The organism is Streptomyces sp. NPDC087859, assembly GCF_044742595.1.
In the GTDB taxonomy this organism is placed as follows: domain Bacteria; phylum Actinomycetota; class Actinomycetes; order Streptomycetales; family Streptomycetaceae; genus Streptomyces; species Streptomyces canus_F.
The window spans coordinates 143946-157377 of the sequence record NZ_JBIUUU010000012.1; the positions used below are offsets into that span (position 1 = coordinate 143946).

The window sequence follows — 13432 nt, forward strand, 5'->3', positions numbered from 1 at the left end:
CGCCCCCGTACGGCACGGCCGCGCACACTATCGGCCCCCTCACGATCCGCCGCGGCACGCCCCGTCGGCACCCACGGAGTCTCCATGCCGTCCCACGCCCTACCTGCCGCCTCCCCCTCCACCGACGCCGTCCTGCACATCGACAGCACCGAGGTGACCCTCCGGCTGCCCCATCGTGCGGGCATCGTGCGTCAACCGGCCGGCGTGCCCGACCACGCGGCCGACCAGGCCTTTTGGGTGCTGCGGTCCTGGCACACCCGGTCCGCCGCGGCGGCCGCAGCACCGTTGCGTCCGCTGGACGACACCGCCCGCACGGATCCCTCCCACGCCGACCTCGTCGCCGCCGGCGCCGCCCTCACCCGCACCTACCTGGACGGCCCGGTGGGCCGAACCCTCGAGAACCTGCTGCGCCACGTTCCCGGCCCGCACACCGCGCACAGCGTGGGCATCCACGTCGTGGACGCACCGCTCAAAGACCTGCCGTGGGAGGCGCTGTGCCATCCGGGCACCAGATCACCGCTGGCCCTGGACCCACGAGTGGCTCTCTACCGTTCGGCCTCGCCAGGCACCGGCCACGGCCTGGAGAGCCAGGGGCAGGACGTCAAAGAGGGAACGCTGCGGATGCTGGCGATGATCGCCGCCCCCGAGGAATACGGATTCGCCCGTCTCGACATCGAGGCTGAACAACGACGGCTGCTCGACGCCACTGACCACGACGGCCAGCTGGAGCTGGAGCTGCTGGGGGAAGGGAGCTGGCACGCACTGCGCGACGCTGTGCACCGCGACGCGTTCGACATCGTGCACCTGTCGTGTCACGGCTACGAACACGGTCTGTGTCTGGAGGGCAGCACGGGCGAGCCCGACCTCGTGCCCTTCGACCGGCTCGTCGCCGCGTTCCCCGACACCATGCCGCGACCCGGTCTGCTGATGCTGTCGGCCTGCGCCTCGGCACTCGGCGCCTCCCACGGCCCTTTCACGCCCCGCACCGATCTCTCGGCACCGGGCCGATCACAGCACACCGCCCAACTGCCCGGCCTGGCCGAGCGTTTCGCCTCGGCAGGCTTCCCTGCCGTACTCGCCATGACGGCAGAGGTAAGCGACGCGTACGCCACGGACTTCGCCGCCCGCCTCTACGAGCGCCTCGCCGAGGACCCGACATCCCCGCTCCCCCGCACGGTCGCCCAAGTCCGGCAGGAGCTGGAGCAACACCGTCGCTCCGCACCGCCCGCAGCCCTCCACGTACGGCCGGGCGGGCAGGAACGGCCGCTGCCCCCGGCGGAGTGGGGGACGCCCACCCTGTACGCCGCAGGCCGGCCCACCGGTCTGCGCGGCAAGGCCCCGACGGCTGCCCGCGCACGGGACGAGTCCGGCAGGACCGACGGCACCACAGCTGACGCCGCGAACGACTCTCGCGACCGGGTGGGCCGCCGCCGGGAACTCCAGTGGCTGCTGCGCGAGTACCGGCAGGCAGGTGAACCGGTGCAAGTGACAGGGCTCGGGGGCACTGGCAAGACGGCACTCGTCGAGGAATTCCTGGCCCGAGAGAGTGTGGAGCGGCAGCGCATCGCACACCTGGACGACCGGACCTCGGCACTGGAATCCCTCACGCGGATGATGCGGGCTCTCACCGGACGCGTCGACCCCCAGGCGGCGCAAGACCTGCGCGCCCCAGGCCTGCCGGAGGCCGAGCGGGTGCGCCGCGCCCGGGAATGGTTCGACGCCCACGCCGACCACCCAGCCACCCCGACGACCCACCCGTCCACCCCGCCACTGGTGCTGTTCGACTCACGCACCCTCTCCGCAGTCTCGCGCCCGCCCGGAACCCGGGCAGACACGGAAGAATCCCTCAAGGCCCTGTTCCTGACGGCTTGGGCGTCGTCCGGTAACGGCGGACAACGGCGACTCGTCATTACCTCCCGCTCCCCCCTGACCCTGAACCTGCACGCACACCCGCACGCGCCCGGGCCGGAAGACCACCACAACCTTCTGGCCACCCTGCGGCTGGAGCCCCTGCCACAGGCCGAGGCCCGCTACCTGGCGCGGCGGATACCGGGACTGTCCGTTCTGCGCCCCCAGGACCTCGACCGATTGACCCACGCGCTGGGCGGCCACCCGCGGGCCCTCGGCTTCGCGGCGTGTCTGCTGCGCGCAACCCCACATGCGGCCGGCCCGGACATATGGCCGCGCCTCACGGACGTACTGCACGCCCGTGGGGTGAACGACGCCGAACAGCACGTGCGGTCCGTGGCGGCGCAGGGGCTGGGCGCGGTCCTCCGGGAGGCCGCTATGACGGCGGCCGAGGACGCGGAACTGCCCTCCCTATGGTCCCAGTTGCGCCCCGACACCCGCAGCGCCCTGATGGCGGCCTCGGTGTTCCGTACGCCGGTGCCTGCCCAGGCGTTCCTGACGGTCGGCACGTCCCCCACGGACATGGCGGCGGCGATGAGCCGCGCGCGTCCCGCACCACCGCGTCCAGACGGGGCGGACGTGCTCGGCGAACTCGTCGCTGCGGGACTGCTGTCCCCGTCCGCGTCCTCGGCACCCCACCCGGACCGGCGTTTCACCGTGCCCCGCTGGATCAGCGCCTACCTCGCTGAACTCGCCCCACAGGCTCGGCGGTTCGCACACCGAGGGGCCACCTCTCACTGGTTTGCCCAGCTCGGGACCGGCGACCTGGAACGGGCCGCCGACGTGGACGCCGCAGACGAGGCCAGGTACCACGCCGGGCAAGCGGGCATGACCGACGAGTTCATCGGCGTGACCGGACTGCTGTGCAGACGCCACTTCGTCGCAGGACGGTTCGACCAGGTCAGGGCGCTGTCGCGGGAAACCCTCACCCTGGTGCCCCCCGACTCCCTCCTCGCCGCCGACGCCCACGAAGGCATCGGCGACTGCGACCACGAGACCGGACAGGTCGCCGCCGCAGTGGCGGCCCACGAGCGCGCCCTGGCCATCCGACGGCAGGCAGGGGACACCGCAGCGATCGTGCAGAGCCTGCACCGGCTCGGTCTCGCCGAGACGAGCCTGTCCCGCCACGACCTCGCCGACGCCCACTTCCAGGAGGCACTGACCCTCAGTGAACAGCTGGGCGACCGCCAGGAGATGAGCCGCATCCACCACTCGCTCGCCCTGCGCGCGGACCGGCGCGGCGAACTCGCCGCCAAGAAATGGCATCTGGACCGCGCCGACGAGCTGCGCGGGGGACCCGGTGACCGTCGTACCCAGGCAGCACGGCTGACCGAGCGGGGCCGCCTGGCGATCGACGAGGGTCGGTACGCCGACGCGTTGCGGTGTTTCGAAGAAGCGCTGGGTCACGACCGCGAGGAGCCCGTCGACCGGCACGGCATCGCCGCGACGACCTTGGTGGTCGCCGACGTCTACCTGCGCCTGGAGCAACCGCACGAGCTCAAGGTCCACGCCCGCGAGGCGTTGCTCCAGCACGAGCGGATCGGCGACACCGACGGAATGCTCCGCGCGTACTCCTACCTGGTGTACGCGGCACTCATGGAGAAGGATGTCGTCACGGCGCGCGCCGTCGCGGAGCACCACCTCGCGCTCGCCGAACGCAGTGGTGACATCGAGGACCACGAACTGGCACTGAACCTGCTCGCCGTGGTGGCCAGGGACGCGGGCGACCTCGACACAGCAAGGACACGCTGGAGTGAATGCCGGGCCAGCGCCGAACGACGTGGTGCCAGAGACTCGGAGGGCCGCTACCTCCACCACCTCGGCGTCGTGGCGTACCTGGACTACGACCTGGAGGACGCCCGCCGACTGCTGGAGCGGGCCGGACACATCCTCAGCGAAGCCGGCGCGGACGCGGGAGCCGCCGAGAGCCTGTGCGCCCTGGCGCGCGTCCTGCTCACCCTCGCCGAACGAACGGACCGGCCACACCTCATGGATGGCTCCCTGCGAGCACTCGCCGAATCCACCCTGCACCTGCACCAGCCGGACGCACAGGACGCCCAACTCACCAGGAACAGAAGCGTCTACGCCGACCTGGTCCGCCACCTCGGCATCCGCACGACGCTCGCCCGGCTGCACGCGCTCTTCGACGTGCGTGAGGCACAGGCCGTTGCGGCCCTTCTCGACAGCTGAACCCCTTCAGACCGTACCGTTGGACAGGAGTCACCATGGACCTGGGCACCGACCAGCAGCGTCAACTGATCGGCTTCCTCGCCGACCTCGCGGAAGTGCGTTACCCGGGATCACTGAAGGCCGGGGGCGGGTCACCGGCCGACGACATCGAGTTCTCCTTCGTCCACGACGGTGGGCTGGGACTGGTGTGGGCCGACCCGGTCCAGGGACAGCAGCCGTGGTGGCTGCGCCTCACCGCGGGCGTCGCCACCGAGATCCCCGCCGCCCGCCACAACGACGTATTGCACTGGGTCAACGCCCGCAACCTCGCCTTGAACTCGGGCACATACCTGTGCCTGGTCCACCGGGAGACCGGCGAGGCATCGGTGATCTTCAGCAGCAACCAGATGGGCACGATGTTCAGCTTCGACAGTGAGGCGGTCCGCAACTGGTTCGCCAGTCAGCTGTTCACAATCGCCGAGACGTCCGGCCCCGACGGCCGCGCATGCGTCGCGCAGTTCGGTGGCCGGCCCTTCCATCCCACGGAGGGCGGCCTGCTGCTGGCCCTCAGCCTGGCCCATTGAACCGGAGATCCCATCCTCGACGGCTCTCTCCGAGGAGCCCTCAACACCCGCTAGGAGCACAGAGTCATGGCCTCGCGTAGATCCGCCAAGGACGGCACGGACCTGTACGTACAGCTCTACGGCCGCCCATCAGCCACGGACCGTGCCTATCCCCCACCCTCCTCCGCGGCCAGCATGCTGCCGCCGGAAGGGTCGTCCCACTGGAAGGAGGGAGACCGCGACCCGACGAAGCGGCGCGACGTCCCGCACCTCTTTCCGTACTTCTACCATTCCGTGCTCGCCCGCAACGGAAAGCCGGTCCATGGCCGCAACATCACGGCGCTCATCGAGTACATCAACGCCCTGCTGCTCTTCCAGGGGATTGTGTGGATCGAGGGCGACATCAAGGATGTCCGTACCGGCGAGGTCTTCCGGCAGCGATTCTGCGTCCCTATCGACGACTACGAGTTCCCGGAGGAACGGCCCGACGACGTCATCGACTTCCTCTGGGCCTGGCGCACCACCGCCCGCCCGGGCCTCAGGCAGTTCCTGGACCAGACATACACCGATCTGACCGGCCCCGACAGCACACTCCTCAAGTACGGCGCCACCTTGCCGTTCGGAATCTGGCAGCGCGGTTGATCCAGGGGTGTCGGCTACGGCAGCCGGTCCTCCGGTACGACGTGCATCGCGGCCTCTTCCGCGCCTGCCGCTCCCCCGTCGATGCCCTCATCCTCAGCGACGAGTTCCTTCGTTGTGTCCTCCCGTACGCCTTCGTCCGGGGCCACCAGGCGGCCGGCGCGCTCAGTCCCGGCCTCCGGGTCGAGGGGTTCGCCCTCCCCGTCGGGCAGGTCACCGATCTCGTCCCCCATCGGTGCCTCGACGTCGGGGACCTCCTGGCGCAGGCGGTCATCCAACGACTCGCCCTCGTACTGCTCGGCCGCCGTCGTGCCCGTTTTGGTCACGCCCAAAGGCCTCTCCGGCGGCGAATAGCCCTCGTCCAACTGATCGTCGTAAGTGCGCTCGTCCACCGCGTCCTGGAGGTCCAGCGGGTTCGCGTCCTCCTGTTCCTCGTTGCCGCCCGTGGGCTGGTAGACGTCATCCGCCATGTCCTCATCACTCATCATCGCCTCCGGGACGTCTCTGATCATCTGTGGGTACGGAGTACCGAGTACCCGGCACACGACACATGGAGGCGCGGCGAGCGCCCCCATGGCGGTGCGCAGGCTCGGGGCCACAGCAGCCGGCCGGTTGGACGTGTCCCGGCGCGAGGACTCCTCGGACTGTGACACTCGCGGCCGGCCTTCCCGAGCTCCGTGCGGAGCCCCTGGTTCACTGCTCGGACGGTGTACGACCCGTGCGCCTGGGTGTGTGCCCCTGCCGATCCGCCCGTCCCACCCGGAGGAGATCGATGAACCCGCTTCTCACCGCCCGGTCACAGGGCCTGTTCGATCTGGTCGGTGGAGGTTGGCCGTTGCTGCATCTGCGCAGTTTCGAGTGGGTCTTCCGCCCCGAGTCGGAGGAGTGGCTGCGGCGGACGACAGCGGGCCTGCTCGCCGTGTCCGGGTGGGTGCTGCCGCGCACTCCGTCCCCACAGGGGGGCCTGGCCTGGACGCGCCGCACGGCGGTGGGCACGGCTGCCTCTTTGCCGGCCGTCGACGTGGCGTACGTGCCTCGGGGCCGCATCCGTCCGGCCTCCTTGCTGGAGGCGGCGATGCAGGCCGGCGGGCTCGTCGCCTGGTGGCGTTGCGGCCGGCTGCGCGGTCACCGTACGGCGGCCCGGTGAGAGCGGGCGGCGGGCCTGGACGGGTCCGGTTCGAGGGTTGGATCGCGGGGATCGGGACCTCCTGCGGAACCCGCGTGGTGCTCGGGCACTGGGCGCGGTCACCGTTCGGGGCGTTCAGCGACGTGATGCTCGAACGCGCGGACGGACACCGGGTGTTGTTCGCTCCGTCGCGGCAGACAGCTCGCTTCATCGCCGACACCTATGTCTTCGACGACGTTCGGGTGGTGCCGGTCGAGGTGACCGTCAGGGACGGCACCTGGACCGTCGTCGCGGGACCCGTACAGCTGCGCTTCACCACCGGTCGGCGAAGCGCGCTGGCACTTCTGCTGCGTGCCGTGCCCCGTTCCCTGGCGGCCCGTCCGATGTGGGCCACGGCCGTCGGTGTCCCGGCTCGGCTGTTCCTGGGCGTCCGCACGCACGGGCGCGCGCGGGCCGGACGGCGTGAGTGGTACGGCGCCCACGACCTTCACCTGATCACGACGGCCACCGCCACCTACGACGGCGAACCGCTCGGCCGCCTCGCCCGCGTCGAGCCACCGGTCCGGTTCGGTTTCGGTTCCACCCCACGCACACCGTCCCTGGTACGGGTCACCACCACGGTGGAACACGGCTTCACGGAGCTCGGGAAGTGAGGTGATCACCCACCCGCTGGTGCTGGATGAAGACGGACGAGTGGGTGCCGCCGGTGGGACGGGCGGGGAGCTGGTCCCACCGGCGGCTGCTCAGGGCGGCCTGCGGAAAGGTGACTGCGTCAGGCCGCAGGCCCGTGTGTACTCGCGCGTCAGAACGCGGGGATGGCGGCCGCGGCCCGGCTGTCGGCGTTCCGGGCCTTGTTGATGTTGCTCTGGAGGTTGCCGGTCAGCGGGAAGTTGGCCTTGCCCCACGTGGAGTTCCACAGCTGGTCGCGCGGTGTCTTGTCCATGTTCTCCATGGTGACCAGGGCCGGGCGGTCCCAGCCTCCGTCGCCCCAGGCCACCGGGGCCTCGCCCCATTTGGCGAAGCGGAACGCGTGCGTGCTCGCGCCGTCCTTGTGGTAGACGATCTCGACGCGGTTGTAGCTCGACTCGCCGTTCAGCCTGCCCATCGGCACCTCGTTGATCGGGTGGGTGCTGTAGCCGCCGTGCCGGGAGGCGGACAGGAAGCGGGGGCTCTCCTCGCCCTGCTTCTGGAAGACCACGACGGACTCCCAGTCGTGACGGTGACCGAAGGCGTCGGCGCCGTTCAGCGTCTGGTCCTTCTCGAAGTAGAGCGCGTAGACGTACGCGCACCAGCCGTCCTTGCACCAGCTCTGCGAGTACGTGTTGGCCTTGCCGAGGTGGTTGGTCCGGCAGCCGCCGGTGATCGTCCCGGTGTTGTCCAGACCGCCGTTGAGCTTTCCGCTCGCGTCGACAGCCGCCGCGGGGAAGCAGCTGTCCGAGTCGTAGTCGAAGAGCGGCATGTACTTGTTCTGGAAGGTGCTCGCGTTCCACGGCAGCGGGGTCAGGATGGCGGCGGACGCGCTCGTCGAGACACCGACGGTCAGCGCGCCGGCGCTGAGCGCGACGAGTGCCGCTCGGCCGAGACGGGACGTTCTGCGGTGGTGCGTGGATGCCTTGAACATTGCGGGTGCTCTCCACTTGGTCGTGCCGGGAACACGGCTCGGTCGTGCCGTCGTCCGGCGTGGCGGGACCGAGACTGGCAGCCGGAAAGTTGACTGGCACCCCTTTCATCAGGCCGTTCAATTCCGTCGTCCGGAGTTCGCATTCGTCACTCCGACTGTTTTCGGTTGTTTTCGTTGTGAACAGGTATGGCGCATGACCCGTTTACCCCAGTGATGTGACTGTGAGGTGACTCCCGTGCGGTACGGGGATGGGGAGGGTGAAGCTCATGGGGCGTCCCGAGAGACCTGTGGACCCGCAGGCCGGTCCGGTGCAGCGGTTCGCCCATGAGCTGCGGGAACTGCGACGCACGGCGGGCGGACCCTCGTACCGGCGGATGGCCGAGGCGGCCGGGTTCTCCGCGGCGACGCTGTCCGAGGCGGCGCGCGGGGAACGGCTGCCGTCTCTCACGGTGGTCCATGGGTATGTGCGGGCGTGCGGGGCCGACCCTGGTGAGTGGGAACCGCGCTGGAAGGACGCCGAGGCGGAGGCCGCGTCCACCGCCCGCGACGAGACCGGGGCGGCCGCGGCGCCCTACCGGGGGCTGGCGCCCTTCGATTCGGACGACCGGGAGTTGTTCTTCGGGCGGGACGACCTGGTCGGCGAGCTTCTGCGGTTGGTGCGCGAGCACAGGTTCGCGATGGTGTTCGGGGCGTCGGGGAGCGGGAAGTCGTCGCTGCTGCGGGCCGGGCTGATACCCCGCCTCCGGCAGGAGGGCGCCGACCGGGGACGCAACTCCGACCAGGAGGGCCCTGTCGCGGCAGACTCCCCCGGCTCGCCGGACGCCCCGGACTCCTCTGGCGCGCCTGTCGAGGTGCGGGTGTTCACCCCCGGGGAACGGCCCGCCGAGGCGTACGGGCACCTGCTGGTGCCGAAGGAGGGAGACCCGGAGAGCTGGGTCGTCGTCGACCAGTTCGAGGAGGTCTTCACCCTCTGCCACGACCGCGCCGAGCGGACCCGGTTCATCGACCTGCTGCTGGCCGCCCGGAACCCGGACAGCCGGTTGCGTGTACTCGTGTCCGTACGGGCCGACTTCTACGCCCGCTGCGCCGAGCGGCGGGAACTCGCGGGCGCGCTCGACGGTGCCGGGCTGCTGGTCGGGGCGATGACGGCGGACGAGCTGCGGGAGGCGGTGACCCGGCCGGCGGCGGCCGTCGGGCTCCTGGTCGAGCGGGAACTTACCGCGCGGATCGTCGAGGAGGTCCTCGGCCGGCCGGGCGCGCTGCCGATGCTGTCGCATGTGCTGCTGGAGACCTGGCGGCGGCGCCGGGGCCGGCTGCTGACGCTGGCCGCGTACGAGGCGGCAGGCGGGGTGCGCGGGGCGATCGCGGCGAGCGCGGAGCAGGTGTACGGGCAGTTGACCCCCGAACAGGCTCGCAGCGCCCGTCAGTTGTTGCTGCGGATGGTCGAACCTGGGCAGGGCGGCGCCGACACCCGGCGCCCGCTGACGCGGGCCGAACTGGCCGAGTCGACCGACGGCCATGTGCCCGTGGTGGTGGAACGCCTGGCCCGGGCCCGGCTCCTCACCGCCGACGAGGACGGCGTCCAGCTCGCCCACGAAGCCCTGATCACCTGCTGGCCGAGGCTGCGCGACTGGATCGAGGAGGACCGCGAGTGGCTGTGCCACCACCGGCGGCTGGCCGAGGAGACCCGGCTCTGGCTGGACCACGACCGAGACCCGGGTGCGCTGATCCGGGGCAGCAGGCTGGCCCGCGCCGAGGCCTTGTTCGCCGGTGAACCGACCGGGGAACAGGGCCGTCTCACCCCGCCCGAGCGGGAGTTCCTCGACGCGGCGCTCGCGGCCCGCGCGGCGCAGGTCCGGGCCGCCGCCCGTACCGCCCGGCGTACCCGAGGTCTCGTCGGCGCGCTGTCCGCCCTGCTGGCGATGGCCCTGATGGGCGGGGTGGCCGCCTGGCACCTGGGCGTCGACAACACACGGCATCGCGCCGACACTGCCGCGCGCCGGATCGCCGACCTCGCCGACGCGACGCGGACGACCGATCCGCGCACCGCGATGCTGCTGGGCGTCGCCGCCTGGCGCGTCTCGCCGCTGCCGGAGGCCCGCCGGGCGCTGCTCGGGTCTCTCGCCCAGGTGGAACACGCCGTCTTCACCGACCCGGCGCCGGGCGACGACCCGAAGCGTTTCCTCGCCGACTCCGGCCGGACCCTGCTCAGTGTCGAGCGTCGTACCTGGCGGACCTGGGACGTGGTCACGGGCCGCCGCACCGCTTCCGGGCGACTCCCCGCCGGCGAGGTGCTCGCGGCCGGCCCCGACGCCCGGGTCCTCGCGGTCGCCGGGGCCGACGGCATCCGTCTGTGGGACACGGCCACCGGCCGCTGGACCGGCGGCCCGCGCCCTCTCCCCGCCGCCTCCGTCATCGACGTCGCGGAGGGCGGATACGTCGTGAGCGGCACCGGCGACGGCCGGGTGAGTCTGCGGTCCCTCACCGGCGGCGGCGAGCTGTTCGGGGGCCGGGTGGCGCACGGCCCGGTCACTCCGGCCGTGAGCGCGGACGGCCGAATGGTCACCGTCTGCCCGGCGGGCGGGTCCCCGCGGGTCTGGGACACCGCCGACCATCGCACCCGCCCCGGCCCCTGGGAACGGGCCCGCGGCCTGTGCGCCGAGGCGCAGGCAACAGCCCTCGTGTTCGGCGCCGACGGCGCCCGGCTCGCCGCGCTCTCGGCGTCCGGTGTGACGGTATGGGACACGACGTCCGCCCGCGAAGTCGCCCGCCTCGACGAACCGGGCGCGCAACAGGCCGCGTTCACCCCGGACGGCACCTTCCTGGCAACCGACGCCGGCGCGGAGATCCGGGTGTGGCGCCTGTCGGACCCCGCGGCCCCCGTGTTCCGCCACCCCGTCAACAACCAGCACCTGTACGGCTTTTCCTGGGACCCCACCCGTCGGACCGCCCTGCGCTACCTGGAAGGAGGCGCCGTCCACTGCCTGGAACTGGGCATGGCGGTCACGCCGACCTGGCGCGCGCACCCGATGTCGGCCGTACGCATCAGCCCGGACGGCCGGACCTACGCGACCGCCCGAATCGTCGGCGCCCGCTACCGTTTCGAACTCCGGGCCACCTCCGACGGCCGCCTCCTGCGCACGCTCCCCGCCCCGCCCCCGCCCGTGCCGGCCGCCCCCTCCGGTCCGGCGATCCCGGCACACACGGCGGCTCTCCTCGCGTTCAGCCCCGACGGCAGGGCACTCTCGTACGGGGTCTCGGCGCCCGGCCGGGAGGTGTCCCCCCAGCGCTTCACGGTCTGGGACCTGACCCGTGACCGGCTCCAGGCCGCCCTGGAACTCGCGACGCCCGAGTCCGCCGCCCCCGTGGCCGCCCTGGCGTTGGGACCGGGCGGCGGCCCCCTCTACGCGGCCCGCCTGCCCGCCCCCGGCAAACCGGTCGACGAGGCGTGGAACACCACAACCGGCCGCCGCACGACCGCCCTCACCGGCCTGACCAGCACCCACCTGGCCATCCACCCCGACGGCGGCCTCCTCGTCGGCGACAACCGCACCGCGGATCTGCGCGCGGGGAAGGTCACCGGCAAGGGGCTCGTCCAGGGCGAACGGATCAGCGCACTCGCCTTCGCAGCCGACGGTTCACGCCTCGCGGCGGGCGACCTGACCGGACGGGTCGCCCTGTGGGACGGGGAGTTGAAGCACCGTACGGGCATTCTGCGCAACGTCTTCCGCGCTCCCTTGGGCGAGGTCCCGGAAGCGGTGAGCGCGCTGGCGGTCAGCCCGGACGGCGCGACCCTGGCCGTCGGGGGCACCGCGGGCACACTCCAGCTCTGGGACATCGCCACCCAACAGCCCCTGGGCGTCCCGCTGACCACCCCGGGCGAGGTGATCGACTCGCTCGCCTTCAGCGCCGACAGCGGCACCCTGTACGCGGCCAGCGCCCATGTCCCCCTCCAGCGGTACGCGGTCGACCCCGAACGTGCGGCCACCCAGGTGTGCGCCCGGGCGGGCAAGGGGGCGAACCTCTCGCGGGAGCAGTGGCGGACGTATGTGCCGGAGGTGGCGTACAGGAGGGTGTGCGGGCAGGCCCTGTAGGGCTACAGGGCCTGGAGGCCCCTGCGTCTGTCGCTCCTGTCCGGGCGCCACCGCCGTCCACTCCGGGGTGGCCGACCGCTCAGGCTCGACACAGGCCGGCGAGAACAACGTCAGGAGCCGGCTGTTTCCTGCTCACCGCCGACGAGCGAAGAACCGCACCCGGTCCGCTCAGCGTCCTCGTGAGAACGCACCCGCCCGCACAGAAGGCTGCTCCATGCCCCCACAGCACAACAGCACCGCTCCTTCGTCGCTCGGGGGGACACAACGCGGCGTCGCGGCCGCCACGTTCGCCGTTCTGCTGCACCACCGGAGCACTCTCACGGCCGCGACGGTACGCGTCGTCAGCCTGACCGCGCTCGCCGGGCTCCTGACGACAGTCACGGTCTTCGCCCTCTCCTGGCCCCTGTTCACCCACATGCGAAGCGAACGCATCCGCTACCACCAGCTCGAGGACCCCTACTCGCACGACCACTCCGATCTGGGACTGGTCGCCCTGACAACTCTCCCCCTCTACCTGCTGCTGCTCGGAGTGGGCAGCGCGGCCCTGCAGAGTGTGTGCTCCCGAACGGTCACAGCAGAAGCTCAGGCGTCCCCACAGTCCGACCGGTCAGCTACGACGGCGAGCGCCCGACTGCGACCGATCCTCGCCGTATACGTGCTGCGCGGCCTGATCGTGTGGACCCCGCCGCTGCTCGCCTTCGAGCTGACGCGTCATCTGACCAGCAATCTGCTCGACACTCCACTGCCCCTGGCCCGCGGATCATGGCCCTACACACTCGTCTCGGCCTCTCCGGCCGTCGCCCTATGCGTCGCCGTGCTGGCCCGCCTCGCGCTGGCCCTCGCGCCCGCCGCAGCGGCCTCCGGCCTGAGACCGCGTGAGGCCCTGCGTCACTCCTGGACGCTGACCACACGAACGCGTGCGGGCGCGATCCGCGTCCTCGCGATCGCACTGCCACTGGCCGCACTGACCGCCACCGTCATCCGGCTCACCACACAACTGGCGCTGCCGGTCCGCCCGTTCCTGCGCGACCTCCTCGAAGAGGCAACGGGCAACTTCTTCGCCGCGTACTACGCCGGCATCCTCGCGCCCGTCATCATCGGCATCCTCACAGCCGCCGCCCTGACCTTCCCGCTCACGGCCACCGCCTTCGCGGCCCTCTACGACCGCCTGCGGTCGACTCGCCTTTCGCCACGACTCGCAGCCACCGCAAACAACTCCGCGACCTGAGGCTGGAATCTCATCGTGCCGGCTGATGGCGGCGGGTCTGGTCGACGAGTACCGCTTGCTGGCCTTCCCCAGCGTCCTCGCCAT

Annotated in this window: 9 protein-coding genes; 7 read left to right on the plus strand and 2 right to left on the minus strand. The window is 71.6% G+C overall.

The features are described from left to right. Positions 1–84: 84 nt before the first annotated feature. From ACIOHP_RS29125 to ACIOHP_RS29135, 3 genes are all read left to right on the plus strand, one after another. Positions 85–4098 carry a CHAT domain-containing protein gene (locus ACIOHP_RS29125; RefSeq protein ID WP_401892082.1) on the plus strand — a complete coding sequence of 1338 codons (4014 nt, stop codon included), beginning with the start codon at positions 85–87 and terminating at the stop codon, positions 4096–4098. A 35-nt stretch (positions 4099–4133) separates the two neighbouring features. Then, positions 4134–4661: a hypothetical protein gene (locus ACIOHP_RS29130; RefSeq protein ID WP_401892084.1), complete on the plus strand. Its 528-nt coding sequence runs from the start codon at positions 4134–4136 to the stop codon at positions 4659–4661. A gap of 66 nt (positions 4662–4727) precedes the next feature. After that, positions 4728–5282, plus strand: a complete 555-nt coding sequence (locus ACIOHP_RS29135; protein WP_401892086.1) for a hypothetical protein — start codon at positions 4728–4730, stop codon at positions 5280–5282. A gap of 14 nt (positions 5283–5296) precedes the next feature. On the opposite strand, the gene ACIOHP_RS29140 is transcribed toward ACIOHP_RS29135, so the two are convergent. Beyond that, positions 5297–5764 carry a DUF5709 domain-containing protein gene (locus ACIOHP_RS29140; RefSeq protein ID WP_401892412.1) on the minus strand — a complete coding sequence of 156 codons (468 nt, stop codon included), beginning with the start codon at positions 5762–5764 and terminating at the stop codon, positions 5297–5299. 287 nt (positions 5765–6051) lie between these two features. On the opposite strand from ACIOHP_RS29140, the gene ACIOHP_RS29145 reads away from it, so the two are divergent. Then, a complete protein-coding gene (locus ACIOHP_RS29145; RefSeq protein WP_401892087.1) occupies positions 6052–6426 on the plus strand; it encodes a hypothetical protein in 375 nt (124 codons plus the stop codon). Between the two features lie 74 nt (positions 6427–6500). After that, positions 6501–7058: a hypothetical protein gene (locus tag ACIOHP_RS29150; protein WP_401892089.1), complete on the plus strand. Its 558-nt coding sequence runs from the start codon at positions 6501–6503 to the stop codon at positions 7056–7058. A gap of 149 nt (positions 7059–7207) precedes the next feature. On the opposite strand, the gene ACIOHP_RS29155 is transcribed toward ACIOHP_RS29150, so the two are convergent. Further along, positions 7208–8026: an NPP1 family protein gene (locus tag ACIOHP_RS29155; protein WP_401892090.1), complete on the minus strand. Its 819-nt coding sequence runs from the start codon at positions 8024–8026 to the stop codon at positions 7208–7210. A 266-nt stretch (positions 8027–8292) separates the two neighbouring features. Here ACIOHP_RS29155 and ACIOHP_RS29160 point away from each other — a divergent pair, with 266 nt between their 5' ends. Both ACIOHP_RS29160 and ACIOHP_RS29165 read left to right on the plus strand, forming a co-directional pair. Beyond that, positions 8293–12120 (plus strand): hypothetical protein, encoded by a 3828-nt coding sequence (locus ACIOHP_RS29160; RefSeq protein ID WP_401892092.1) that lies wholly within the window; start codon positions 8293–8295, stop codon positions 12118–12120. 214 nt (positions 12121–12334) lie between these two features. Next, positions 12335–13348 (plus strand): hypothetical protein, encoded by a 1014-nt coding sequence (locus tag ACIOHP_RS29165; RefSeq protein WP_401892093.1) that lies wholly within the window; start codon positions 12335–12337, stop codon positions 13346–13348. Positions 13349–13432 lie beyond the last annotated feature (84 nt).